We start from the raw sequence: 23667 nt of genomic DNA, 5'->3' as shown, positions 1-23667 counted from the left end.
GCATTGCCATCCCAGGAGGCATGCGCCGAGACGGCAGCGCCCTGGGAGTGCGCGAGACGGTGACTGCGGACCCTAGGCTGGTTCGGTGATCGAACGAGTGGATGCCGCGGGCGGTGCGAACCCCGCGGGCGGTGCGAACCCCGCGGGCGAGGCGAGCGACCCGGCCGCGGCGGGCACCGGCGGCACCGAGGCATCCGTCGTGCGCCTTCGGCTCGGCATCGCCTACGACGGGACCGACTTCAACGGATGGAGCCGCCAACCCGGTCAGCGCACGGTGCAGGGGGTGCTCGAAGCCGGGCTCGCGACCCTGTTCCGGCGCACGGGCGTTGTTCCGAGGCTCATGGTGGCCGGGCGCACCGACGCCGGGGTGCACGCGGTCGGGCAGGTCGCGCACCTCGATGTTCCGTTGGACGCGCTGCGGGCGGTGACGCGGCCGCGACGAGGGCACCCGGCCGAGGTGGCGAGCGAGGCGGGTGTGCTCGCACGACGACTCACCGGCATCCTCGGGGCCGGCGCCGATGTCGTCGTCAACAGCATCGATCGCGCGCCTCATGGGTTCGACGCCCGCTTCTCGGCGATGTGGCGCCGGTACGAGTACCGCGTCGCCGATGCATCCGCTCGACGCGACCCGCTCGAGCGCCGTCGCACCGTCGCCATCCCGCGTGCCCTCGACGAACGGGCGATGTCGGCCGCGGCCGAGTCGCTCGTCGGCCTCCACGACTTCGCGGCGTTCTGCAAGCCGCGTGCCGAGGCGACGACGATCCGCACGTTGCAGTCCTACCGGTGGCGCCGCGACGCAGACGGCGTGCTCGTGGCGTCGCTGCAGGCCGACGCCTTCTGCCGCTCGATGGTGCGCGCGTTGATCGGCGCGGTCGTCGCGGTGGGCGAGGGGCGTCTGGGTGTGGAATCGCCCATGGAACTGCTTCGTGCGGCGCAGCGAACGAGCGCCTTCAAGGTCATGCCCGCGAAGGGCCTGGTGCTGACGGAGGTCGGATACCCCGATGACGACGAGCTCGAGACGCGGGCGGCGCAGACCCGTGCGCGGCGTGCGCTCCGGGCGCATCCGATCGACGCAGGGTTGCGCTGATTCAGGGTTGTGCTGATGCAGGACTGTGCTGACGCAGGCGGCGGCTCATCCGGGGGATTGGACGCCCGCGCCTCGACCCGCTAAGCTTTCCCTTTGGTGTCGTCCTCTGCGGCGACATGCGAAGTTGAGCCCTCCACCAGGGCGTTCGAACGCATCGCGGGCGAACACCCACCGGAGTGGGATTCACGAACCCCTCACTCGATCAGAAAGCAGCACTTCCGTGACGCGCACTTTCACTCCCAAGCCGTCCGACATCCAGCATGACTGGGTCGTCATCGACGCAACCGACATCGTGCTCGGTCGCCTCGCGAGCCACACCGCAGCCCTGCTGCGCGGCAAGCACAAGGCGATCTTCGCGAACCACGTCGACACCGGTGACTTCGTCATCATCGTCAACGCCGACAAGGTGGCCCTCACCGGCCAGAAGCTCGAGCAGAAGAAGGCCTACCGCCACTCGGGGTACCCGGGCGGCCTCAAGGCCGTCAGCTACGCCGAGCTTCTCGAGAAGAACCCCGTCCGCGCCGTCGAGAAGGCGATCCGTGGCATGCTCCCGAAGAACTCGCTCGGTCGGGCCCAGCTCAAGAAGCTGAAGGTCTACACCGGGCCGGAGCACCCGCACTCGGCTCAGCAGCCGAAGCCGTACACCCTCACCCAGGTCGCCCAGTAATTCCGGCACCCTCGACGTTCTCGAAATAAGGATTCACACCACCATGGCGAAGATCGCAGACCAGATCGAAGCGGCTCCCGAGAGCTACACCACCGAGAGCGCCGCTGAGGCAGCTCCCAGCACCCCCCGCCCCGTGCTCACCGTGCCCGGTGCCGCCGTCGGTCGCCGCAAGCAGGCGATCGCCCGTGCGCGCCTCGTTCCCGGCGCCGGCAGCATCACCGTCAACGGTCGCGAGCTCGCGGCCTACTTCCCGAACAAGCTGCACCAGCAGCTCATCACCGATCCCTTCACGGTGCTCGAGCTCACCGGCTCCTACGACGTGGTCGCAAAGATCACGGGTGGCGGTCCCTCGGGTCAGGCCGGCGCGCTGCGCCTCGCCATCGCTCGTGCGCTGAACGAGATCGACCGCGAGAACAACCGTGCGACGCTCAAGAAGTCGGGCTTCCTCACGCGTGACGCTCGCGTCATCGAGCGCAAGAAGGCCGGTCTCAAGAAGGCCCGCAAGGCGCCGCAGTTCTCGAAGCGCTGATCTCAGCGCCCGGATCTCCGTAGATGCCTCGGCTTTTCGGAACCGACGGGGTCCGGGGCCTGGCCAACCGTGAACTCACGGCTGACCTCGCCCTGGGCCTCGCTCAGGCTGCTGCCGCCGTCCTCACTCAGGGGCGGCACGCAGAAGAGCGTCGAGCCGCCGGCCGGCGGCCCGTCGCGGTCGTGGCGCGCGACCCGCGCGTCTCAGGTGAATTCCTCACCGCCGCCGTGTCGGCCGGCCTCGCCGCCTCGGGGGTCGACGTGCTCGATGCCGGTGTCATACCGACGCCGGCTACCGCGTTCCTGATCGACTCGATCCGCGCCGATTTCGGCGTGATGATCTCGGCATCGCACAATCCCGCACCCGACAACGGCATCAAGTTCTTCTCGTTCGGCGGGACGAAGCTCCCCGACGAGGTGGAGGACCGCATCGAGTCCTTCCTCGGCCGGCCGAAGCTCGCTCCGGTCGGCGACGGCGTCGGCCGCATCCGCCGCTTCGCCGATGCCGAAGACCGCTACGTCGTGCATCTGCTCGGCACGCTGCCCCACCGGCTCAACGGCCTGAAGGTCGTGCTCGACTGCGCGCACGGCGCTGCCGCCGGCGTCTCGCCCGAGACGTTCACCGACGCCGGAGCCGACGTCGTTGTCATCGGCGCCGACCCCGACGGCATGAACATCAACGACGGCGTCGGGTCGACCCACCTCGAGCAACTCCAGGCGGCCGTGGTCGAGCACGGGGCCGACCTCGGCATCGCCCATGACGGCGACGCCGACCGCTGCCTCGCTGTCGACGCCGACGGCAAGGTCATCGATGGCGACCAGATCATGGCGATCCTCGCGGTGTCGATGAAAGAACGCGGCACACTGACCGACGACACGCTCGTCGTGACGGTCATGTCGAACCTCGGCCTGCGCCGTGCGATGGCCGAACAGGGCATCCGCGTCGTCGAGACCAAGGTCGGCGATCGCTACGTGCTCGAGGCGCTCGCGGCCGAGGGGCTCGCGCTCGGTGGGGAACAATCGGGCCACGTCATCATGAGCGAGTTCGCCACGACCGGAGACGGTGTGCTGACCGGCTTGCACCTCGCGGCCGAGATGGCACGCACCGGCAAGACGATCGCCGAGCTCGCCTCGGTGATGACGGTCTACCCGCAGGTGCTCGTGAACGTGCGCGGTGTCGACCACCACGCGCTCGGCGACGACGCGGAGGTGGCTGCGGCAGTCGCCGCCGTCGAGGCCGAGCTCGGCGACTCCGGGCGGGTCCTCCTGCGTCCCTCCGGCACCGAGCCGATGGTGCGCGTCATGGTCGAAGCCGCCGAGCAGGACGTCGCGGAGCGGCACGCCGCGACGCTCGCTGCCGTGGTGCTGGCGCAGCTCGCGCTGTAGTCGAGGCCGTTCGGCGGGTGCTCGGCCGCTGCGGTTCGCGTCGAGAGTGCACGTTTCGCCCGTGGATGGGCGGCGACTGCACGTTCGGCGCGAGATGGGTGCGTCATCCCTGCGCCGCGCGCGTCAGAGCTTGCGCAGCAGCACGCTCGAGACGGTGTGATCCGAGCCCTTGCGAAGCACGAGGGACGCGCGCGACCGCGTCGGCCGGATGTTCTGCAGCAGGTTCGGCTCGTTGATCGAGTGCCAGATCTCGCGCGCGCGGGCACGCGCTTCGGCTTCGGTGAGGTTCGCGTAGCGGTGGAAGTACGAACGCGGGTTCGCGAAGGCGCCGCGCTGGAGCTTCAGGAAGCGCTCTTCGTACCAGCGCGCGATGTCGCTCGTGCGCGCATCGACGTAGATCGTGAAGTCGAAGAGGTCGCTCACGGCGAGACGATGCCCGGGGCCGGGAGGCTGCAGCACGTTCAGGCCCTCGACGATGAGCACGTCGGGCCGACGCACGGTGACTTGCGCATCGCTGACGATGTCGTAGGCGAGGTGCGAGTAGAACGGCGCGCGAACCTCGGCGGCGCCCGCCTTCACCTCACTCACGAAGCGGAGCAGTGCACGCCGGTCGTACGACTCGGGGAATCCCTTGCGGGCCATGAGGCCGCGTCGCTCGAGCTCGGCGTTCGGAAAGAGGAACCCGTCGGTCGTGATGAGCTCGACGCGCGGCGTGTGCTCCCAGCGAGCGAGGAGTTCGCGCAGCAATCGGGCGATCGTCGACTTGCCGACGGCGACCGAGCCGGCGACGCCGATGACGAACGGCGTCGACTCGAAGCGCTCGCGCAGGAACTCGCTCGTGACCTTGTGCAGCGACTTCGTACCGCCGACGTAGAGGTTCAGCAACCGACTGAGCGGCAGGTAGACCTCGGCGACCTCTCGGGGGTCGAGCGGTTCGCCGAGACCGCGCAGCTGCACGATCTCGGTCTCGCGCAATGGGGAGGGCATCGACGGTGCGAGCGCGGCCCAGTCGGCCCGATCGAGTTCGATGAACGGGGAGATCTGCGCCGCGGGCGACGACTGGCTCTGCGGATCAGGCACCGTGCCAGTGTAGTCAGGCGCTCGGGCGACGGCGCTCGGGCCGCGACGGCGGGGGAGTGCACAGCGCAGCGCCAGTACAATCGCTCCCATGTGTGGAATCGTCGGATACGTCGGAGAGCGCAACAGCCTCGACGTCCTTATGGGAGGCCTTCGTCGCCTCGAATATCGTGGCTACGACTCAGCGGGAGTGGCGGTCGTCGACGACGACGGTGCCATCGAGACCGCGAAGCGGGCCGGCAAGCTCCAGATGCTCGCCGATGAGCTCGCCGCGAACCCGCTGCATCGAGGCGGCACCGGCATCGGACACACGCGCTGGGCGACGCACGGCGGGCCCACCGATCGCAACGCGCACCCGCACCTCGGCGATGAGGGCCGGCTCGCCCTCATCCACAACGGCATCATCGAGAACTTCTCCGAGCTGAAGGCCGAGCTCGAAGGCGAGGGCTTCGTCTTCGAGAGCGAGACCGACACCGAGGTCGCCGCCGTTCTCCTCGGCCGGGAGTATCGGGCGACCGGCGATCTGCGCGAGGCGTTCCGCAGGATCGTGTCCCGACTCGATGGCGCGTTCACTCTGCTGGCCGTGCACCGCGACGAGCCCGGCGTCGTCGTCGGCGCACGCCGCAACTCCCCGCTCGTCATCGGTCTCGGCGAGGGCGAGAACTTCCTGGGTTCGGATGTCGCGGCCTTCGTCGAGTACACGAAGCGAGCCGTGGCGATCGGCCAGGACCAGATCGTGACGATCACTGCCGACGATGTCGTGGTCACCGACTTCGACGGGCAGCCGGTCGAGGTCGAGCCGTTCGACGTCGCGTGGGACGCGTCCGCCTCCGAGAAGGGCGGCTGGTCGTCGTTCATGCGCAAGGAGGTCTCCGAGCAGCCCGAGGCCGTGCGGAACACGCTGCTCGGCCGCGTCGTCGACGGTCAGGTCGTGATTCCCGAACTCGAGTCGTTCGGCGATGAGGAGCTTCGCGGAATCCGTCGCATCACCGTGATCGCGTGCGGCACCGCCGCCTATGCGGGCATGGTCGCGAAGTACGCGATCGAGCAGTGGGCACGGGTGCCGGTCGAGGTCGAGCTCAGCCACGAGTTCCGCTATCGCGAGCCGGTGCTCGATGCTGACACGCTCGTCGTCTCGATCAGCCAGTCGGGCGAGACCATGGACACGCTCATGGCCGTGAAGTATGCGCGTGAGCACGGAGCGCGAACGATCTCGATCTGCAACACGCAGGGCGCGACGATTCCCCGTGAGTCCGATGCGGTCGTCTACACGCACGCCGGGCCCGAGGTCGCTGTGGCCTCCACGAAGGCGTTCGTCGCGCAGATCGCGGCGCTCTACCTCTTCGGCCTGCATCTCGCACGGGTGCGGGGCACGCTCTCCGCCGACGCGCTCGCGACGCAGTTGGACGAGCTGGCGGCGGTGCCCGAGAAGCTCGAGGTCGTGCTCGCCGAGTCCGAGAAGGTCGCGCAGCTCGCGCACTGGATGGCCGACACCCGTTCGGTGCTCTTCCTCGGCCGTCACGTCGGCTACCCGATCGCGCTCGAGGGTGCGTTGAAGCTCAAGGAGCTCGCGTACATCCATGCCGAGGGCTTCGCTGCCGGTGAGCTCAAGCACGGCCCGATCGCGCTCATCGAACCGGGCCAGCCGGTCTTCGTGGTCGTGCCGAGCCCGCGAGGCTCCGCAGCCCTGCACCCGAAGGTCGTCTCGAACATCCAGGAGATCCGCGCCCGCGGCGCCCGCGTGATCGCGATCGCCGAGGCCGGCGACGCCGCAGTGCTGCCGTTTGCGGACGAGGTGCTTCGCATCCCGCTCGCGGCGCCGCTCTTCGAGCCGTTGCTCGCCGTCGTGCCGCTGCAGATCTTCGCGATGGAGCTCTCGCAGGCGAAGGGGCTCGATGTCGACCAGCCCCGCAACCTCGCGAAGTCGGTCACGGTCGAGTGAACGGGGCGCGGGAGGTGGCGCCGTGATCGCGGGGATCGGCATCGATGTCGTCGACATCGCCCGCTTCGAGCGTTCGCTGACGCGCACTCCCGCACTTCGCGACCGACTGTTCGCTGAGAGCGAACGGGGCCGCCCTGCGCGGTCGCTCGCCGCGAGATTCGCCGCGAAAGAGGCGCTCATCAAGGCGCTCGGAGGGAACCCGGTCATCCGGTGGCACGACATGCGGGTCGTGCAAGACGAGCACGGCAACCCCGATTTCGAGCTGTCTGGCGCCATCGCGCAACTCACCCATGACCTCGGCATCGATCGGGTCCACGTCTCCATGAGTCACGACGCCGGCATCGCGAGTGCCTTCGTCGTGCTCGAGAACGGGGCAGGAGGAGCCTCGTGAGCGGGCCGACGGATGCCTCGCTGCGACCGTTCCGCGAAGCCGTCGTCGATCTCGACGCCGTACGCGAGAACATCCGCGCACTCGCGGCCGTCGTGGCGCCGGCGCTGACGATGGTGGTCGTGAAGGCGAACGCCTACGGGCACGGCGCGGTACCGGTGGCTCGGTCGGCTCTCGCGGGCGGTGCCGACTGGCTCGGTGTCGCCGACATCGACGAGGCGCACGAGCTCCGCGACGCGGGCATCGATGCGCCGCTCCTCGCGTGGCTGCACGACCCCGGCGCGAGGTTCGGCCCCGCGATCGAGCGCGACATCGACCTCGGCGTCTCGTCGATCGATCAGCTTCAGGCCATCGCGGATGCCGCGGCATCCGTCGACCGCGTGGCGGCCGTGCACCTGAAACTCGACACCGGTCTCAGTCGCAGCGGCGTCGCCCCCGAGCACTGGCCAGAGGCGGTCGCACTCGCGGCGGGGCTCGAGAGTGCGGGCCGCATCCGAGTGCGCGGCCTGTTCAGCCATCTCGCGAACACCTCTCCCGATGAGGATGCGCGCCAGCTGGCCGCCTTCGAACGCGGCCTCGAGCAGGCAGCGGCGGCGGGACTGCGCGCCGAGGTGCGTCATCTCGCCTCGACCGCGGGAGCGCTGCGCGTGCCCGCCGCTCGCTTCGATCTCGTGCGCATCGGCATCGGTGCGTATGGCATCCCGCCGTTCGGCGACGGCACGACCGCCGCCGATCTGGGGCTGCGACCCGCCATGACGCTCCGAGGCTGCGTCGCCGCCGTGCGCCGCGTCGAGCCCGGAACCGGTGTGTCGTACGGCCACATCTGGCGCGCCGCGCGTGCGACGACGCTCGCCCTCGTGCCGCTCGGGTATGCAGATGGGGTTCCCCGCCAGGCCTCCGATCGGGCAGAGGTCTGGATAGCGGGCGCGCGCCGCCCCGTCGTCGGCCGCATCGCGATGGACCAGTTCGTCGTCGACGTCGGCGACGACCGGGTCGAGACGGGTGACGAGGTCGTGCTCTTCGGCGACCCCGAGACGGGTGCACCGTCGGCGGACGACTGGGGCGATGCCGCAGGCACCATCGGCTACGAGATCGTGACCCGCATCGGGCCGCGCGTGCCGCGCCGCTACCTTGGCGGGGCGTGATGCGGTTCGAGGCGGTCGACACCCCCGCGATGGAATCGTTCGGTCGTGAGCTCGGGGCAGTGCTGCGCGCGGGCGACGTCGTCGTGCTCACTGGCCCGCTCGGCGCGGGCAAGACCACACTCACCCGCGGCATCGGCGCGGGCCTCGGCGTACGCGGGCCCGTGCAGAGCCCGACCTTCGTGCTCGCTCGCACCCATCCGAGCCTCGTGGGCGGCGCCCCGCTCGTGCACGTCGACGCCTATCGGCTCGGCAGCGCTGCATTGCTCGACGACCTCGACCTCGACTTCGATCGCTCCGTCGTCGTCGTCGAATGGGGCGGCGGGCTCGTGGAGGACGTCACCGATTCATGGCTCGAGGTCGTGATCGAGCGGCCGACGGGCGCGAGCATCGCGGATACCGCTGGGCCGGTCGGCGGCACGGGCGGCATGGATGCCACGGGCGACGGCCTCGACCGCACCGCACTCGATGCCGACGAGCCGCGAACGGTCACGGTGATCGGCCGCGGGCCCCGCTGGGCCGACACTGCGTACGCCGCGCCCGCGTAGGCTTGAGGTCATGCTCCTCGCGATCGACACCTCGACGGGTACGAGTGTCGCCGTCGTCGATCGAGACGGCGCGAGCGGTGAGCCGCGCTGTCTCTTCGAGACCGGCACCGACGACACCATGCGCCACGCAGAGGTGATCGGCGGATTCATCCGTGACGCGCTCGCCGGCGCCGGCGTCGAACCACGCGACCTGTCGGGTGTCGCGGCGGGAATGGGGCCCGGGCCGTTCACCGGCCTGCGCGTCGGAATCGCCGCAGCGCACGCATTCGCACTCGGCATCGGCCGCCCGTTCGTGCCGGTCGTGAGCCACGACGCGATCGCCTTGGCCCGGTACCGCGCGGGTGACGCAGGCCTGCTGCAGGTGGTCACCGACGCGCGACGTCGCGAGTTCGCGATCTCCGAGTACGACGGACTCGACGGTGATGGACTGCCCGTGCGGGTCAGCGGCCCCGAACTCGCGCCACGCGACGAGGTGCCCGCGCCACGCGGCATCCGCTTCGATGCCGCGATCGTCTCGGCGGGCGCGGTCGGCATGCTCGCCGAACTCGCTTTCGCCGCCGGTCGCCTGCCGCTCACGCCCGACGAGCCGATCTACCTGCGAGCACCCGATGTCACCCCGTCGGCCGGCAAGAAGGTGCTGCGATGAGCGTGTTCATGCGGAGAGCGACGACCGACGATCTCGAGCGCATCATGGTGCTCGAGCGCGCGACCTTCGAGGCCGATGCCTGGCCCGAAGACGCCATGCGCCGTGAGATCGAGAGCGAACACGGCTACTACCTGGTGGCCGTCGACGACCGGATCGAAGCCCAGCGCGACGCTCGCCCCGATCGCGATGCCGATCCGGATGCCGATGCCGATCCCGCCGGTGGCCTGCTCGGCTACGCCGGCCTCCTCGCTCCGGCCGGCGGCGGGCAGGGCGACATCCAGACGATCGCGGTCGCACCGTCGACCCGGGGCATCGGCCTCGGCCGCGGCCTCATGCACGCGCTCATCACCGAAGCTCGACGCCGTCATGTCTCGGAGCTCTTCCTCGAGGTGCGCGCCGACAACCCCATCGCCCGTGCGCTCTACGACTCGCTCGGCTTCGAGGAGATCGGCGTGCGCCGTGGATACTACCGGCGCGGCATCGACGCGGTGCACATGCGGCTGACGGTGCCGTCGGCGGTCACCCGCCCCGCCGCCGAAGACGCGGGCGAGCGCGCTGCGGGCGGCGCAGGGGCGACTCGATGAACCGCGACGCCCCGCTCATCCTCGGCATCGAGACCTCGTGCGACGAGACCGGTGTCGGCATCGTGCGCGGCACGACGCTCCTCGCCAACACGATCGCCTCCTCGATGGAGGAGCACGCCCGATACGGCGGCGTCGTGCCCGAGATCGCCGCGCGTGCACATCTCGAGGCGCTCGGGCCCACGATCCGGGCGGCGCTCGCCGAGGCATCCGTCACCTTCGCCGATCTCGACGCGATCGCGGTGACGAGTGGCCCCGGCCTCGCGGGCGCGCTCATGGTCGGCGTCGGCGCCGCCAAGGCGCTGGCCATCTCCCTCGACGTGCCGATCTACGCAGTGAACCATCTCGTCGGGCACGTCGGCGCAGACCTGCTCGACACTGCGGCTCCGCTCGAGACGCCCACTGTCGCGCTGCTCGTCTCGGGCGGGCACACCTCGCTCCTGCTCGTGCGAGACCTCGTCTCCGACGTCGAGCTCCTCGGCGAGACCATCGACGACGCCGCGGGCGAGGCCTTCGACAAGGTGGCGCGGCTCCTCGGGCTGCCCTACCCCGGCGGGCCCGAGATCGATCGGGCCGCGATCGGCGGCGACCCGCGAGCCATCCGGTTCCCACGCGGACTCACCCAGCCCAAAGACCTCGCGGAGCACCGCTACGACTTCAGCTTCTCGGGCCTGAAGACCTCCGTCGCTCGATGGGTCGAGCAGCGCGAAGCGGCCGGCGAGCCCGTGCCGGTCGCCGACGTCGCTGCGAGCTTCCGCGAAGCGGTCGCCGATGTGCTCGTGACGAAGGCCGTCGCGGCGTGCACCGAACTGGGTGTGCCGCGCCTGCTGCTCGGCGGCGGCGTCGTGGCGAATGCCCGCCTGCGCGAATTGGCCACCGAGCGAGCGGATGCCGCGGGTGTCGCACTGCGCATTCCGCCGCTGTCGCTCTGCACCGACAACGGCGCGATGATCGCCGCACTCGGCGCGCAACTCGTGATGGCGGGGCATCCGCCGTCGACGCTCGACTTCGGTGCAGACTCGACCCTGCCGGCGACCGAGATCCAGATGGCGGCCGAGTCCGCGTCGTCACGTGCGTCGGAATCCGTGCAGCCCCGTACGTAGCGCGATAGTGTGATCACGAGACCGGATGCCACTGTCGTTGACAGCGCCCGGGAGCGCCTGTCATCGTGGCGGGGTCGTATTCCACAGCATCGAGGAGAACCCACCGTGACCGATCCGAACCTTCCTGAGCAGCCCGACGGCGCAGTGCCGGCGGAGACGCCCGCTGCACCGGTTCCCCCCGCCCCGCCGGTGCCGCCCGCCGCCGCGCCCGTTCCTCCCGCCCCGCCGGTGCCGCCCGCCGCCGCGCCCGTTCCTCCCGCCGCGCCCCCTGCAGCGCCCCCTGCAGCGCCTCCGGCGCCCGCGTACGGCCAGCCGGCACCTGCCGCGCCGCCCTACGGCCAGCCCGCGCCCGCAGCGCCCGCCTACGGAGACGCGTCGGCCAAGCCGTCGCAGGTGCTGAGCATCCTCTCCCTCGTCGGCGGCATCGTCGGCCTCATCGGTTCGTTCTTCTACTTCGGTCTGCTGTTCTCGATCGCCGCCGTCGTGCTCGGCTTCATCGCGAAGAAGAAGGAGCCGGCCTCGAAGGGCATGTGGCTGACCGGCATCATCCTCGGTTTCGTCGGCATCCTGGTCGGCGTGATCTTCGTCATCCTCGCGATCATCGCGTTCGCGGTGTTCGCCAACTACGGCACGACCTACGGGTACTGAGGCAACCATGAGTGATCCCAAGAACCCCGACGTCCCCGATCTGCCAGACGTCCCGGAGGTGCCCGCCGAGCCCGAGACGCCGAACGTTCCCGAGCCCGAGATTCCGAGCGCGCCCGAGCCCATCGTGCCGGTCGACGCCGCTGCGGCAGCTCCGGCATCGTCGACGCCCGACGTGCCCGAAGTGCCGTCGGCGCCTGAACCGCCGGCCGCACCCGAGCCGCCTGCCCCGCCCGCACCTCCGGTGCCCCCCGCGGCGCCGAGCTACGGCGCTCCGACGCCCCCGCCCCCGCCGCCCGCCTACGGCGCTCCGCCCGCCGGCGCGCCGGCACCGGGGCACGGTGCGCCCGCGCAGCCGGCCTACGGTGCTCCGGGCCAGCCCGCCTACGGTGCACCGGGCCAGCCCGCCTACGGTGCACCGGCACCGGCCGCCTATGGCGCACCCGCCTACGGCACCGCCGCACCCGCGAAGGCGACACCCGTGTTCAGCCTGATCTCGCTCATCGCGGGCATCGTGGGCCTCATCGGCTTCTTCGTCGTCTTCATTCCGTTCGTCGGTGGCGTGCTGCAATTGTTCATTCCGGCTGCCGCAGTCGTGCTCGGCTTCCTCGGCAAGAAGAAGGAGCCTGCAGCGAAGGGCATGTGGCTGACCGGCATCATCCTCGGATTCGTCGGCATCGCCATCGCACTGCTCTCGTTCGTCCTGTGGGGCGTCGTCTTCTCCGGCTACGACAGCTATTACGGGTACTGAGGAGCGATCCGTGGTTGAGCGCGAGGGGGTTTCGCCCGACGGCGAGACCCCCGACCGCTCTCCCGGGGCTCGCGACGACGGGTCGAACGGTGCGAGCGACGAGCGTGCGAGGTCGCTCGAGCCCTTGGCGCCGTTCCAACCCGCCGAACCGACGTTCCGTGTCGACCCCGCGGTGCGGGAGTTCGACGTCCCGTTCGACACAGGTCAGCTCCGATCGATCTCCACCGGGCAGCTGCTCATCGTGCATCGGCCGGGCAACGACCCGACCGAGGCCGTCGAAGAGCAGACTCAACGGCGGGTGTTCAGCTGGATCGCGGCCGTCGTCGGCACCATCGGCGCCGCTGCATCGCTCTTCGTGGGCTGGATGCTGCCACTCTCCATCGCCGCGATCGTCTTCGGCGTACTCGGTCTTCGCCGCGAGGAACGGGGCCGCACGCTGGCCTTCGTCGGCATCGGCACCGGCATCGCCGGGCTCGTGTTCTCGGCCGTCTGGATCGGCTACTACGCGATCGTCTTCGGTGCTCTGCCGCACTGACTTCGAGCCGCACCGAGGTCGAGCCGACTGACGGCCGAAGCTTCACGCGAAGGTGACGGCCGTTCGGCCGGCCAGTCGACGAGCGTCGACTCAGATCCGCTCGACGAGCAGGGCGACGTGCCGGCCCGCTTCGCGAGTCAGCACGATGGTCGCAGACGCCGCGCCGCGCAACTTCAACCGGGTGCGCAGTCGGGCGGGGTCGACATCCGTGCCGCGCTTCTTGATCTCGAGCGTGCCGATGTCCCGTGCCGCCAACGCCTGGCGCAGCTGGCGCTCGTCGGCGGGCAGCCGTTCGATCACGCGGAACCCGCGAGCGAACGGCGAGTCGAACGCGGTGTCGGCGGTGAGGTACGCGATGCCGGAGCTGAGCATCCAGGCACCGTGGGCGCGCGCGAGATCACCGATCAGCCGCGCGCGAATGACGGCGCCGTCGGGCTCGTACAGGTAGTCTCCGAGCGGCCCGACCGGTGCATCTTCGCTGTCGGCCCCCGCTGTGAGTTCTTGGGCGGCATCACCGCGGATTACGAGGGCAGCGCGGCGGATGCCGGGACGGGCGACCGACCCGAACCAGACCCCGAGCTCGACGAGGTCGCCGTCGACCGAGACCCACTGCGCCTCTGCTTCTGCGGGGATCACGTCGCGATCGGTGCCGGGGCCGAGCTTCACGCCGGTGGGCATGCGCTCACCCAGCCCGAAGGCGAAGTCGAGCGAGGGGGAGTAGTCGGCGGCATCCGTGATTCTCGTCGTGGTGCCGCCTGCGGTCGTGCGTCGCGCCGGGTCGAGCCAGGCCCCATCGATGCCGCCGAGAGCGACCCGCTCGGCCTGCTCGTGCAGCACTCGCACCCGGGGAAAGGGCGTGAGGTTGTACGCGGCGATCGCCGCGGTGACCTCATCGGCCTCGGCCGCCGTGACCTCGAGGTCGATCGCCGCCATGGCGAGGGCGTCGCCGCCGATGCCGCAGCCGAGATCGGCCACATGGCCGACACCGGCCCGCGAGAAGCGCCCGGCGTGCAGCGCCGCGACCTTCAACCGCGTCGCCTGCTCGAGACCGGCTTCGGTGAACAGCATCCGCGAGGCGAACGGGCCGAACTTCGCCTCAGCCTTCCCGCGGAGCTTGGCCTGGCTGAGCACGGCGGCCACGAGGCTGGGCCGATGCCCCTGCTTGCGAAGGTCGGCGACGGTCTTGACGATGTCGGCCTTCGAGTCCCATTCGGGCAGCCCGTCGAGCAGCGTGAGGCCCTCTGGCGAGAGCAGTTCGACGAGTTCAGCGCGATCCACCCGGCCACGCTAGCATCGCATCGCCGGCGGAGCGGTGCGATGCTGATCCGCAGCCCGGCGGCCACGCTGGCATCGCATCGCATCGCCGGCGGAGCGATGCCGATCCCCAGCCCGGCGGCCACGCTGGCATCGCGTCGCCGGCTGAGCGATGCGCTGCTGATCCGCAGCCCGGCGGCCACGCTGGCATCGCGCTGAGGCAGCGTTCGCCTATGGCTGAACGGGCTGGCACTCACGTTGCACGAGTGCCAAATCGGGCCTAGACTCGGCTTAGCACTCTCGCTCTGAGGCTGCCAACCAGTCTTCGTCAAGAAAGAGGTCAACCGTGTCGGTTTCCATCAAGCCGCTCGAGGATCGCATCGTCATCAAGCAGGTCGACGCCGAGCAGACCACCGCATCGGGTCTGGTCATCCCCGACACTGCCAAGGAGAAGCCCCAGGAGGGCGAGGTCGTGGCAGTGGGCCCCGGTCGCATCGATGACAACGGCAACCGCATCCCGCTCGACGTCGCGGTCGGCGACAAGGTGATCTACTCGAAGTACGGCGGCACCGAGGTGAAGTTCGACGGCGACGACCTGCTCGTCCTGTCGGCTCGCGACGTGCTCGCAGTCGTCGTCCGCTAGGGCGACACGATTCATCCGAGGCCCGGATGCCCAGTGGGGGCATCCGGGCCTCGTCGTCGTTCCGGGTGATGGGATGTCGCGGCATCCGGTCACCCGCTCGTTCGCGTTCGCGGCTCCTCGCTTACCGTCCCATCTTGCGTGCCGTTCGTGTCGGAATGCGGGCGGTGCAGCGACCGGAACCGTACGCTCGAGGGGTGCCGGCCGGGCGTAGTCTGTGCTGGTGTCATCCAGCCCCGAGATCGAGACGTCCCCTCCGGCGCATCCCTCTACGGGGGTGAGCCGCTCGGGCCTCTTCTTCGCGATCGGCGCATACGGGCTGTGGGGATTCCTCCCGATCTACTTCATCGCGCTCGCGCCTGCCGGGCCGTTCGAGATCGTGGCCTGGCGAGTGCTGTTCTCGGTCGTGTTCTGCGCCCTGCTCATCGCCATCACGCGCGCCTGGCGACCTCTCGCCGTGCTCTTCCGCGATCGGCGCATCGTGCTCATCATGGGGCTCGCCGGCATCTTGATCTTCATCAACTGGCAGACCTACGTCTACGCGACGCTCTCGAACCAGGTCGTGGAGGCTTCACTCGGCTATTTCATCAACCCGATCGTCACGGTCTTCCTCGGCGTGCTCGTGCTGCGCGAGCGCCTCAACCTCACCCAGTGGATCGCGGTCGGCATCTCGATCGTCGCGGTCGTGGTGCTCGCGTTCGGCTACGGTCAGTTGCCGTGGATCGCACTCGTACTCGCGTTCTCGTTCGGCTTCTACGGATTGATCAAGAAGCGTGTCGGCCCGAAGGTCGACGCGGTCTCCGGGCTCACGATCGAGACCGTCTGGCTCGCACCGCTCGCCGTCGTGCAGCTCGTGTTCGTCGCCATGACGACGGGGCTCACGATCGGCACGGTGAGCGTCTGGCACACGGTGCTGCTGATCGGCCTCGGCGCGGTCACCGCGGTGCCGCTCCTGCTCTTCGCGGCGGCGTCCCGACGGTTGCCGCTCATCTTCATGGGCTTCATCCAGTACTTCGCCCCATTCATCCAGTTCCTCGTCGGCGTCGTCGTGCTGCACGAGCCGATGCCGCTCGAGCGCTGGATCGGCTTCGGGCTCGTCTGGGTGGCGCTCATCGTGCTGACGATCGACCTGCTCCGCGGGGTCCGCGCGTCGAGACGGGTGGTCGTCGAGCCGGTGTGACCCCCCTTCCGCGCGGGCCGGGCGCCGAGCAGGCGAGCGGATGCCGCTGACGCGCGAATTCCGCGCGAATAGGGGCCTCCTCGCTGATTCCGTGCGCCGTATCGGGGGGAGGTGTCGGCGAGATAACGATTGCCGCGGTGTTACACGGTTGTGACCGCCCTGACTTGTTTCCGCCATTGGCGCGGAATACTGTCAAACAACGGCGTCACCATGGCGCTGCATTGTGTACCAATTTCCTTCAGTCCCAAGGAGCAACATGAGCGTATTCGCGAAGGCCTCGGCCTCGCGCTCGGCTCGCGCAGCCTGGACGGGCATCGCCATCGCTGGCGTCAGTGCCCTTCTCCTCACCGCGTGCAGTTCGGGTGCCCCCGCCCCCGCCGATTCCGACGAACCTGCCGACACCGGCGACGCGCTGCCCATCGCCGAGGGCGAGCGCGACCTGTCGCTCAAGCTCGGAACGATCCTTCCGCAGAGTGGTGCGCTCGCGTTCCTCGGCCCGCCCGAAGAGGCCGGCGTTCAGCTCGGTGCCGATGACGTCAACGCGGTCGCGGACTCCGGTCTCGGCGTCGAGATCATCTTCCGCGACTCGGGCGACACCACCACCGACACCGCGACCGTCTCCGTGACCGACCTCCTCTCGCAAGACGTGTCGGCCATCATCGGTGCAGCGTCGTCGGGCGTCTCGAAGACCGTCATCGACCAGATCGTCGCTGCAGGAGTCATCCAGTTCTCGCCGGCGAACACTTCGGCCGACTTCACCGAGTACAACGACAACGGACTCTTCTGGCGCACCGCTCCCTCCGACGTGCTCCAGGGCGAGGTGCTCGGCAACCTGATCGCCGAAGACGGCAACGCGACGCTCGGCCTGATCGTGCTGAACGACTCCTATGGCACGGGTCTCGCGGAGTTCACCAAGACCGCCTTCGAGGCGGCCGGCGGTGAAGTCGTCGCAGAGGCGCTCTTCAACGAGGGCGACTCGAGCTTCGACGCTCAGATCGCCGAAGTGACGGCTGCCAACCCCGACGCGATCGCACTGATCACGTTCGACCAGGCGAAGATCATCACGCCGGCGCTCGTCGGTGCGGGCTACCCGAATGACCAGCTGTACTTCGTCGACGGCAACCTGTCGGACTACAGTGCAGACTTCGCCCCCGGCCTCGTGGCCGGTTCGAAGGGCACGCTCCCCGGTCTCGACACTGGAACGCTCGGTGACTTCACCGACCGTCTGCTCGAGGTCGACCCCGCGCTGGCCGACTTCAGCTACGCGGCTGAGTCGTACGACGCGGTCGTGCTTCTCTCGCTGGCGGCGTACGCGGCCAACAGCACCGAGGGCCCCGAGATCGCCAAGTACCTGCGTCAGGTCTCGGGCGGCTCAGGCGACGGCGAGAAGGTCACGAGCTACGAAGAGGGCGTCGCGCTCCTCGAAGAGGGCAAGCAGATCGACTACGACGGCCCCTCGGGCCCGATCACCTTCGATGAGAACGGAGACCCGACGGAAGCCACCATCGGCATCTTCCAGTACCTCGAGGACAACACCTACGAGCGCATCGGTGACGGCTGATCCGCTGAGTGAGTGAACGACAGGGCCCCGACTTCGGTCGGGGCCCTGTTGCGTGCGGTGGCGGTGTGCGGTGGTTGCGGGCGGTGGCGGCGTGCGGTGGCTGCGAGTGCCGGCTGCGACTGGTGCGGGGCCCGGGTTTCGGCCGGGACCTTCGCGGCAGCCGTGGCATGCGAAGAGGGGCGGATGCCGCAGCATCCGCCCCTCTTCGTGTCGTGCCGTGCTCAGTCGTCGTCTTGGCCCAGCGTTCCCAAGTAGAGGCCGATGACCTTCGGGTCGTTCAACAGCTCGCGGCCCGTGCCGTGGTAGGCGTCGCGGCCCTGGTCGAGCACGTATCCGCGATCGCAGATCTGCAGGCAGCGGCGTGCGTTCTGCTCGACCATGATGGTCGTCACGCCGGCCTTGTTGATCTCCTTGACCCGGAGGAACGCCTCGTCTTGCCGCACGGGCGAGAGCCCGGCAGAGGGCTCGTCGAGCAGCATCACGTGGGGACCCATCATGAGTGCGCGCGACATGGCGACCATCTGCCGTTCTCCGCCCGAGAGTGAGCCGGCACGCTGGCCGAGACGCTTCGCGAGTTCGGGGAAGATCTCGGTGACGAACTCCAGCCGCTCCTTGAGGCCCTTCGGCTTCAGGTACATGCCCATCTCGAGGTTCTCCTGGATGGTCAGCGAGGGGAACACGTTGTTCGTCTGCGGGACGAAACCGACGCCCTGCGCGACGAGTTTGTTCGCCTGGAGGTTGGTGATCTCTTCGCCGTGCAGGTAGATGCCGCCTTCGCGCACCTTCACGAGACCGAAGATCGCCTTCAGGAGCGTCGACTTTCCGGCGCCGTTCGGGCCGATGATGCCGATGAGCTCGCCGGGCGCGGCCGTGAGCGAGCATCCGTTGAGGATGTTCACTCCGGGCAGGTACCCCGCGACGACGTTGCGCACGTCGACGACGAGATCGGTGGCCGGCGGCTCGGCGACCGCCGGTGCTGGGCTACTGTTCGTCATCGATGAGCTCCTTCAGTACTTCGATGTGCTCGCTGTCGGTGCTGCCGAGGTCGGCATCGTGGTGGGCCCCGAGGTACGCGTCGATGACTGCCGGGTTTTCCATCACCACGTGGGGATCGCCCTCGGCGACGACACGACCCTCGGCCATCACGATGACCCAGTCGGCGATGTGGCGCACCATGTGCATGTCGTGCTCGACGAAGAGCACGGTCATGCCCTCGGCCTTGAGGTTCAGGATGTGGTCGAGCAGCGACTGGGTGAGCGCGGGGTTCACCCCGGCCATCGGCTCATCGAGCATGACCAATGTCGGGTCGCTCATGAGCGCCCTGGCCATCTCGAGGAGCTTCCGCTGCCCGCCCGACAGGCTCGCCGCGTATTCGTCCTTCTTCGCGTCGAGCTTGAACCGGGTGAGGAGATCGAGCGCCTTCTCTTCGATCTCACCGTCTTGCTTGCGCCAGAGCGAGGGAATGAGCGAGCGGAACAGATTCTCACCGATCTGGTCCTTCGCGCCGAGCTTCATGTTGTCCATGACCGACAGGAGGCCGAGCGACTTCGTCAGCTGGAAGGTGCGGATCAGGCCCATGCGTGCCACGCGGTAGGCCGGCACGTGGGCGAGCGGTCGTCCTTCGAACGACCAGGTGCCCGTGTCCGGCCGGTCGAATCCGGTCAGGAGATTGAAGAACGTGGTCTTGCCGGCACCGTTCGGCCCGATCAGTGCGGTGATCGCGCCGCGGGGGATCTCGACGTGCTCGACGTCGACGGCGATGAGGCCGCCGAACGTTCGCTTGACGCTGTCGGCGACCAGGATCGGGTCGACCTTCTTGACTCCGGGCGCCGGGTCGCCGACGTGGAGCCCGGTCGACTTGACCGGCTTCGAGGAGGCTTGTTCATTTGACAAAAGCGAGCTCCTTTCGGTTTCCGAGGATGCCTTGTGGCATGAACACCACTATCAACATGATCGCCACTCCGACGAGGATGAACCGGATCTGACCGGCCTGCACCTGCGTCATGAAGGGCAGCCACCCGGCCTCGACTGCACGGGCGATGAAGCCCGAGAAGAACGAGAGCAGCACCCAGAACACGATGGACCCGAGGATCGGCCCCAGGATGGTCGCGGCCCCGCCGAGCAGCAGGATCGCGTAGATGAAGAACGTGAGCGTCGGCTGGAAATACGACGGCACGACCGCGCGTGGCATGACGAATATCATGCCGGCGAAGGTGCCGAAGAGACCGCCGATGATCAGGCTCTGCATCTTGTAGGAATACACGTTCTTGCCGAGCGCGCGCACCGCGTCTTCGTCTTCACGGATGCCCTTGAGGACGCGGCCCCACGGGCTGCGCATGAGGAGCCACGTGAGCACCACGGCGATGGCGACGATGATCCACGCGAGCACGAGGAAGAACCAGACACGATTGTCGAAGATGAACGGGCCGAAGCCGTATCGCCCAGGCGGGAACGGGTTGAACGCCAGGAGCCCGGTCTGGTACTCCGAGAGTCCGTTCGCCGAGCCCGTGACCGCTTGGAATTCGTTGGTCGTGAAGATCAGCCGCAGCACCTCGGCGGCGGCGATCGTCACGATTGCGAGATAGTCGGCGCGCAGGCGCAGCGTCGGGATGCCGAGTACGAGCGCGAACACGATGGATGTCGCGACCGCGGTGAGGATGCACGCCCACACCGGCCAGCCCAGCCTGAGAGCCGGGATCGCATATCCGTATGCGCCGAGCAGCATGAACCCTGCCTGACCGAAGTTCAGGAGGCCCGTGAAGCCGAAGTGGATCGCCAGACCCAGTGCGGCAAGTGCGTATGCAGCAGTGGTCGGGCTGATCAGCTCGACGGCCGCGTTTCCGAAGATTGCTCCCCAGTCCATGGTCTTCCCCTTCCTATCCGATTCGCTCTCGACGACCCAGGATGCCCTGTGGTCGGAACAACAGCACCACGATCATGATGACCAGCGCACCGACGTACTTCATGTCGCTTGGCAGCCACAGCGTCGACAACTCGACGAAGAGTCCGACGATGACGGCGCCGAGGAGTGCACCGAAGGCGGTGCCGAGGCCACCGAGCGTCACCGCGGCGAAGACCAGCAGCAGGATCTGGAAGCCCATGTCCCAGCTGACACCCGGCCGGAAATACGCCCAGAGGATCCCCGACAAGCCGGCCAGCGCTGAGCCGAGTACCCAGACGATGCGGATGACGAAGTTCACGTCGATGCCGCTCGCGGCGGCGAGGCTGGGATTGTCGGAAACAGCCCGGGTCGCCTTTCCGATGCGGGTCCGCAACAGGAAGTAGGCGACGGCGAGCAGTACGACGACGCTGGTCGCCATGCTCGCAACGTCGATCCAGCTGAGCGAGATCGGGCCGAGCGAGAATCGGGCGACGCCCGTCGCGCCGACGAGCTGCTGGGTCTGGCCGCCGTAGAAGTACTGGTAGGTGTACCGCAAAGCGAGCGACAGACCGATGCTGACGATCATCAGCGGGATGAGACCGAGGCCCTTCTTTCGGAGAGGTTTCCAGATCGCAGCATCGAGTCCCCAACCGAGCAAGCCACTGAGGATCACCGCGATGATGATGGCGAGCCAGATAGGCAGCGCGAGAGTGCTCCCCAAGGTCAACGTCATCAGCGCGCCGAACGTGATCAGCTCTGCGTGGGCGAAGTTGGACAATCCCGTGGTGCCGAAGATCAGCGAGAGCCCGACCGCCGCCAGCGCGAGGAGCAACCCGAAGTTCAGCCCGTTCACTGCACGTTCCAAGAACTGGTCCCAGAAGCTGACGGTGACGCGCTCGCCCTGGCCGAGGAAGAAGTTCACCGACGCGTTGCGCGTCAGCCCGAACGTCGCCTCGCGCTCTGCGCCGCCCTCCTCGGCGACGATGACACCCTCGGGAAGCGTGTCCTCGTCGAGCGTGACGATGAAGGTGCCCTCCTTCTCGGGCATTCCCACCTCCCACCGTCCGTCGGCGTCGGTCTCGGTCTCGGCCTCGAAGCCGTTGCCCTCGACCGTGATCTGGACACCCTCGAGGGGTTCACCGTCGTACTGCACGTTTCCACGGAAGTGGTACTCGAACTCCGTTTCGGGCTCTTCTGTCGGCTCTGCCTGCTCGGTGGCCTGGGCCGTACTCCCATCCTCCGCCATCGCAGGGGACGCTGCGATGCCGGACAGAGTGAGTGCGGACAAAAGGATTCCGAGGAGGACGAGCCACCTCCTTGGAGACCGTTGGGCGAGCATTCGTGTGGGTTTCACTGCACCTCCAAGGGCGCCCCTCGAGCTGGTGGCCGTCAGGGTTCGGTCCTTTACTGTCGACAACGTCGTCGACAGTACGTGCCGATTATGTCTCATACGTTTCGCACATGAGGCAAACGGCGTTCGATTGTTATCCGGGAATGGCTCAGATGCAAACTCGCTTAACATTGGTACTGCACGCCTGACCCTTGGCGCGCGGCATTCGGGCATAACTCGACACGAGGAGCGATATGGACCAGGCCGACCCGTTCGGACTCACAGGACTCACCTACGACGACGTCCTCCTGCTGCCTGGCCACACCGATGTGATCCCGAGTGAAGCCGACACCACGTCGCGCCTCTCCCGTGGAATCACCGTCGCGACTCCGCTGCTGTCCGCCGCGATGGACACTGTGACCGAGGCACGAATGGCGATCGCCATGGCCCGTCAGGGCGGCATCGGCATCCTGCACCGCAACCTGTCGATCGCCGATCAGGCGGACATGGTCGACCGGGTCAAGCGCAGCGAGTCGGGTATGGTCTCCAATCCGGTGACGACGACGCCCGAGGCATCCGTCGCCGACGTCGACGCGCTCTGCGCGACGTATCGGGTCAGCGGCCTGCCGGTCGTCGACGCAGACGGCAAGCTCGTCGGCATCATCTCGAACCGCGACATGCGCTTCGTCTCCGACTTCGAGAAGCCCACCACCTCGGTGAGCGAGGTCATGACCAAGATGCCGCTCATCACGGGCCGCGTCGGCATGAACCCCGACGAGGCGCTCGCGATCTTCGCGAAGCACAAGATCGAGAAGCTGCCCCTCATCGACGAAGACGGTCGCCTGACCGGCCTCATCACCGTCAAGGACTTCGACAAGTCGGAGCAATATCCGAACGCCACGAAAGACAGCGAGGGCCGCCTCAGGGTCGGTGCCGCGATGGGCTTCTTCGGTGATGCGTGGGAGCGTGCAGAGGCGCTGCGCGACGCCGGGGTCGACGTGCTCGTCGTCGACACCGCCAACGGTGAATCGGCCGGCGTGCTCGACATCATCCGGCGACTGAAGACCGACCCGACGTTCGCGCACATCGACGTCATCGGCGGCAACGTCGCGACGAGGGAGGGCGCCCAGGCGCTCGTCGACGCGGGTGCCGACGCCGTGAAGGTCGGCGTCGGTCCGGGCTCGATCTGCACCACGCGCGTCGTCGCGGGTGTCGGCGTGCCCCAGATCACGGCCGTGTACGAGGCGTCGAAGGCCACGAGGCCCGCTGGGGTGCCGCTCATCGCCGACGGCGGGCTGCAGTACTCGGGCGACATCGCGAAGGCGCTCGTCGCCGGCGCCGACACGGTCATGCTCGGCTCGCTGCTCGCCGGCACGGCCGAGAGTCCGGGGGAGCTCGTCTTCCAGAACGGCAAGCAGTTCAAGGCCTATCGCGGCATGGGCTCGCTCGGCGCACTGCAGACGCGTGGGCAGAAGACCTCCTACTCGAAAGACCGCTACTTCCAGGCGGATGTCCCGTCTGATGACAAGCTCATCCCCGAGGGCATCGAGGGTCAGGTGCCGTACCGCGGCCCCCTCTCGGCCGTGGCCTATCAGCTCATCGGCGGGCTGCGCCAGTCGATGTTCTACGTCGGCGCCCGCACGATCGCCGAGCTGAAGACCAAGGGCAAGTTCGTGCGCATCACACCGGCGGGGCTCAAGGAGTCCCACCCGCACGATGTGCAGATCGTCGTCGAGGCGCCGAACTACACCCGCTGACGCGCCCGGCACGGCTCGACGATACGGCGACGCGGTTC

25 protein-coding genes are annotated in these 23667 nt (G+C 68.5%); 19 read left to right on the top strand and 6 right to left on the bottom strand.

Annotation, left to right across the window (positions count from 1 at the left end; all coding sequences use genetic code 11):
- Nucleotides 1–199 precede the first annotated feature (199 nt).
- The 4 genes from truA (at nucleotide 200) to glmM (ending at nucleotide 3668) form a co-directional block, all read left to right on the top strand.
- Nucleotides 200–1087: a tRNA pseudouridine(38-40) synthase TruA gene (gene truA, locus AC1C2U_RS17065; protein ID WP_495363114.1), complete on the top strand. Its 888-nt coding sequence runs from the start codon at nucleotides 200–202 to the stop codon at nucleotides 1085–1087.
- 220 nt (nucleotides 1088–1307) lie between these two features.
- On the top strand, nucleotides 1308–1754 hold the full coding sequence (gene rplM, locus AC1C2U_RS17060) for a 50S ribosomal protein L13 (RefSeq protein ID WP_495352959.1): 447 nt from the start codon (nucleotides 1308–1310) through the stop codon (nucleotides 1752–1754).
- Between the two features lie 43 nt (nucleotides 1755–1797).
- The gene (gene rpsI, locus AC1C2U_RS17055) at nucleotides 1798–2283 is read left to right on the top strand and encodes a 30S ribosomal protein S9 (RefSeq protein WP_495352960.1); all 486 of its coding nucleotides are present in this window, start codon (nucleotides 1798–1800) and stop codon (nucleotides 2281–2283) included.
- Nucleotides 2284–2306: 23 nt separating this feature from the next.
- Entirely contained in the window at nucleotides 2307–3668 is a 1362-nt protein-coding gene (gene glmM, locus AC1C2U_RS17050) for a phosphoglucosamine mutase (RefSeq protein ID WP_495362965.1), read from the top strand.
- Nucleotides 3669–3791: 123 nt separating this feature from the next.
- Here glmM and coaA read toward each other — a convergent pair whose 3' ends face one another.
- Complete coding sequence (coaA, locus tag AC1C2U_RS17045) at nucleotides 3792–4748, bottom strand: type I pantothenate kinase (protein WP_495362964.1); 957 nt, start codon at nucleotides 4746–4748, stop codon at nucleotides 3792–3794.
- A gap of 88 nt (nucleotides 4749–4836) precedes the next feature.
- On the opposite strand from coaA, the gene glmS reads away from it, so the two are divergent.
- The 10 genes from glmS (at nucleotide 4837) to AC1C2U_RS16995 (ending at nucleotide 13026) form a co-directional block, all read left to right on the top strand.
- Nucleotides 4837–6687 (top strand): glutamine--fructose-6-phosphate transaminase (isomerizing), encoded by a 1851-nt coding sequence (gene glmS, locus AC1C2U_RS17040; RefSeq protein ID WP_495362963.1) that lies wholly within the window; start codon nucleotides 4837–4839, stop codon nucleotides 6685–6687.
- 22 nt (nucleotides 6688–6709) lie between these two features.
- Nucleotides 6710–7078 carry a holo-ACP synthase gene (locus AC1C2U_RS17035; protein WP_495362962.1) on the top strand — a complete coding sequence of 123 codons (369 nt, stop codon included), beginning with the start codon at nucleotides 6710–6712 and terminating at the stop codon, nucleotides 7076–7078.
- The gene (gene alr / locus AC1C2U_RS17030; protein WP_495362961.1) at nucleotides 7075–8220 is read left to right on the top strand and encodes an alanine racemase; all 1146 of its coding nucleotides are present in this window, start codon (nucleotides 7075–7077) and stop codon (nucleotides 8218–8220) included. The genes AC1C2U_RS17035 and alr overlap by 4 nt, the downstream gene beginning before the upstream one ends.
- Nucleotides 8220–8765 carry a tRNA (adenosine(37)-N6)-threonylcarbamoyltransferase complex ATPase subunit type 1 TsaE gene (gene tsaE / locus AC1C2U_RS17025; protein ID WP_495363113.1) on the top strand — a complete coding sequence of 182 codons (546 nt, stop codon included), beginning with the start codon at nucleotides 8220–8222 and terminating at the stop codon, nucleotides 8763–8765. The genes alr and tsaE overlap by 1 nt, the downstream gene beginning before the upstream one ends.
- Nucleotides 8766–8775: 10 nt before the next feature.
- Nucleotides 8776–9411, top strand: a complete 636-nt coding sequence (gene tsaB / locus AC1C2U_RS17020) for a tRNA (adenosine(37)-N6)-threonylcarbamoyltransferase complex dimerization subunit type 1 TsaB (RefSeq protein WP_495362960.1) — start codon at nucleotides 8776–8778, stop codon at nucleotides 9409–9411.
- Nucleotides 9408–9995 (top strand): GNAT family N-acetyltransferase, encoded by a 588-nt coding sequence (locus tag AC1C2U_RS17015; protein ID WP_495362959.1) that lies wholly within the window; start codon nucleotides 9408–9410, stop codon nucleotides 9993–9995. The genes tsaB and AC1C2U_RS17015 overlap by 4 nt, the downstream gene beginning before the upstream one ends.
- Nucleotides 9992–11095, top strand: a complete 1104-nt coding sequence (gene tsaD / locus AC1C2U_RS17010) for a tRNA (adenosine(37)-N6)-threonylcarbamoyltransferase complex transferase subunit TsaD (RefSeq protein ID WP_495362958.1) — start codon at nucleotides 9992–9994, stop codon at nucleotides 11093–11095. Before AC1C2U_RS17015 ends, tsaD begins: the two co-directional genes overlap by 4 nt.
- Nucleotides 11096–11200: 105 nt before the next feature.
- Complete coding sequence (locus tag AC1C2U_RS17005; RefSeq protein ID WP_495362957.1) at nucleotides 11201–11743, top strand: DUF4190 domain-containing protein; 543 nt, start codon at nucleotides 11201–11203, stop codon at nucleotides 11741–11743.
- 7 nt (nucleotides 11744–11750) lie between these two features.
- Complete coding sequence (locus tag AC1C2U_RS17000; protein WP_495362956.1) at nucleotides 11751–12491, top strand: DUF4190 domain-containing protein; 741 nt, start codon at nucleotides 11751–11753, stop codon at nucleotides 12489–12491.
- A 10-nt stretch (nucleotides 12492–12501) separates the two neighbouring features.
- Nucleotides 12502–13026 carry a DUF4190 domain-containing protein gene (locus AC1C2U_RS16995; RefSeq protein WP_495362955.1) on the top strand — a complete coding sequence of 175 codons (525 nt, stop codon included), beginning with the start codon at nucleotides 12502–12504 and terminating at the stop codon, nucleotides 13024–13026.
- Between the two features lie 90 nt (nucleotides 13027–13116).
- Here AC1C2U_RS16995 and AC1C2U_RS16990 read toward each other — a convergent pair whose 3' ends face one another.
- Nucleotides 13117–14304 carry a class I SAM-dependent methyltransferase gene (locus AC1C2U_RS16990; protein WP_495362954.1) on the bottom strand — a complete coding sequence of 396 codons (1188 nt, stop codon included), beginning with the start codon at nucleotides 14302–14304 and terminating at the stop codon, nucleotides 13117–13119.
- Between the two features lie 39 nt (nucleotides 14305–14343).
- Between AC1C2U_RS16990 and AC1C2U_RS16985 the strand changes: the two genes are divergently transcribed.
- The 4 genes from AC1C2U_RS16985 to AC1C2U_RS16970 all read left to right on the top strand — a co-directional run bounded on the left by AC1C2U_RS16985 (nucleotide 14344) and on the right by AC1C2U_RS16970 (nucleotide 17661).
- Entirely contained in the window at nucleotides 14344–14499 is a 156-nt protein-coding gene (locus tag AC1C2U_RS16985; protein WP_495362953.1) for a hypothetical protein, read from the top strand.
- 127 nt (nucleotides 14500–14626) lie between these two features.
- Nucleotides 14627–14923, top strand: a complete 297-nt coding sequence (groES, locus tag AC1C2U_RS16980; RefSeq protein WP_495362952.1) for a co-chaperone GroES — start codon at nucleotides 14627–14629, stop codon at nucleotides 14921–14923.
- A gap of 220 nt (nucleotides 14924–15143) precedes the next feature.
- Nucleotides 15144–16100: an EamA family transporter RarD gene (gene rarD / locus AC1C2U_RS16975; RefSeq protein ID WP_495362951.1), complete on the top strand. Its 957-nt coding sequence runs from the start codon at nucleotides 15144–15146 to the stop codon at nucleotides 16098–16100.
- A gap of 256 nt (nucleotides 16101–16356) precedes the next feature.
- Entirely contained in the window at nucleotides 16357–17661 is a 1305-nt protein-coding gene (locus tag AC1C2U_RS16970; protein ID WP_495362950.1) for an ABC transporter substrate-binding protein, read from the top strand.
- A gap of 221 nt (nucleotides 17662–17882) precedes the next feature.
- On the opposite strand, the gene AC1C2U_RS16965 is transcribed toward AC1C2U_RS16970, so the two are convergent.
- From AC1C2U_RS16965 to AC1C2U_RS16950, 4 genes are read right to left on the bottom strand one after another with little or no spacing between them, the layout of a single operon-like run.
- Nucleotides 17883–18656, bottom strand: a complete 774-nt coding sequence (locus AC1C2U_RS16965) for an ABC transporter ATP-binding protein (RefSeq protein ID WP_495362949.1) — start codon at nucleotides 18654–18656, stop codon at nucleotides 17883–17885.
- A complete protein-coding gene (locus AC1C2U_RS16960) occupies nucleotides 18643–19554 on the bottom strand; it encodes an ABC transporter ATP-binding protein (RefSeq protein WP_495362948.1) in 912 nt (303 codons plus the stop codon). The genes AC1C2U_RS16965 and AC1C2U_RS16960 overlap by 14 nt, the downstream gene beginning before the upstream one ends.
- Entirely contained in the window at nucleotides 19544–20524 is a 981-nt protein-coding gene (locus AC1C2U_RS16955; RefSeq protein WP_495362947.1) for a branched-chain amino acid ABC transporter permease, read from the bottom strand. Before AC1C2U_RS16955 ends, AC1C2U_RS16960 begins: the two co-directional genes overlap by 11 nt.
- A 13-nt stretch (nucleotides 20525–20537) precedes the next feature.
- Entirely contained in the window at nucleotides 20538–21788 is a 1251-nt protein-coding gene (locus tag AC1C2U_RS16950) for an ABC transporter permease subunit (protein WP_495362946.1), read from the bottom strand.
- Between the two features lie 338 nt (nucleotides 21789–22126).
- On the opposite strand from AC1C2U_RS16950, the gene guaB reads away from it, so the two are divergent.
- A complete protein-coding gene (gene guaB, locus AC1C2U_RS16945) occupies nucleotides 22127–23629 on the top strand; it encodes an IMP dehydrogenase (RefSeq protein ID WP_495362945.1) in 1503 nt (500 codons plus the stop codon).
- The last annotated feature ends 38 nt before the right edge of the window (nucleotides 23630–23667 follow it).

Source organism: Agromyces sp. Y575 (genome assembly GCF_059445445.1).
This window is presented reverse-complemented; position numbering and strand designations above follow the sequence as displayed.

What these genes read in the sequence shown, in the direction of transcription:
- rpsI (WP_495352960.1), top strand. Translation starts at nt 1,798, where the DNA reads ATGGCGAAGATCGCAGACCAGATCGAAGCGGCTCCCGAGAGCTACACC.
- glmM (WP_495362965.1), top strand. Translation starts at nt 2,307, where the DNA reads ATGCCTCGGCTTTTCGGAACCGACGGGGTCCGGGGCCTGGCCAACCGT.
- glmS (WP_495362963.1), top strand. Translation starts at nt 4,837, where the DNA reads ATGTGTGGAATCGTCGGATACGTCGGAGAGCGCAACAGCCTCGACGTC.
- tsaE (WP_495363113.1), top strand. Translation starts at nt 8,220, where the DNA reads ATGCGGTTCGAGGCGGTCGACACCCCCGCGATGGAATCGTTCGGTCGT.
- tsaB (WP_495362960.1), top strand. Translation starts at nt 8,776, where the DNA reads ATGCTCCTCGCGATCGACACCTCGACGGGTACGAGTGTCGCCGTCGTC.
- AC1C2U_RS17015 (WP_495362959.1), top strand. Translation starts at nt 9,408, where the DNA reads ATGAGCGTGTTCATGCGGAGAGCGACGACCGACGATCTCGAGCGCATC.
- tsaD (WP_495362958.1), top strand. Translation starts at nt 9,992, where the DNA reads ATGAACCGCGACGCCCCGCTCATCCTCGGCATCGAGACCTCGTGCGAC.
- AC1C2U_RS17000 (WP_495362956.1), top strand. Translation starts at nt 11,751, where the DNA reads ATGAGTGATCCCAAGAACCCCGACGTCCCCGATCTGCCAGACGTCCCG.
- AC1C2U_RS16985 (WP_495362953.1), top strand. Translation starts at nt 14,344, where the DNA reads ATGCTGATCCGCAGCCCGGCGGCCACGCTGGCATCGCATCGCATCGCC.
- AC1C2U_RS16970 (WP_495362950.1), top strand. Translation starts at nt 16,357, where the DNA reads ATGAGCGTATTCGCGAAGGCCTCGGCCTCGCGCTCGGCTCGCGCAGCC.
- AC1C2U_RS16965 (WP_495362949.1), bottom strand. Translation starts at nt 18,656, where the DNA reads ATGACGAACAGTAGCCCAGCACCGGCGGTCGCCGAGCCGCCGGCCACC.
- AC1C2U_RS16955 (WP_495362947.1), bottom strand. Translation starts at nt 20,524, where the DNA reads ATGGACTGGGGAGCAATCTTCGGAAACGCGGCCGTCGAGCTGATCAGC.
- AC1C2U_RS16950 (WP_495362946.1), bottom strand. Translation starts at nt 21,788, where the DNA reads ATGGCGGAGGATGGGAGTACGGCCCAGGCCACCGAGCAGGCAGAGCCG.
- guaB (WP_495362945.1), top strand. Translation starts at nt 22,127, where the DNA reads ATGGACCAGGCCGACCCGTTCGGACTCACAGGACTCACCTACGACGAC.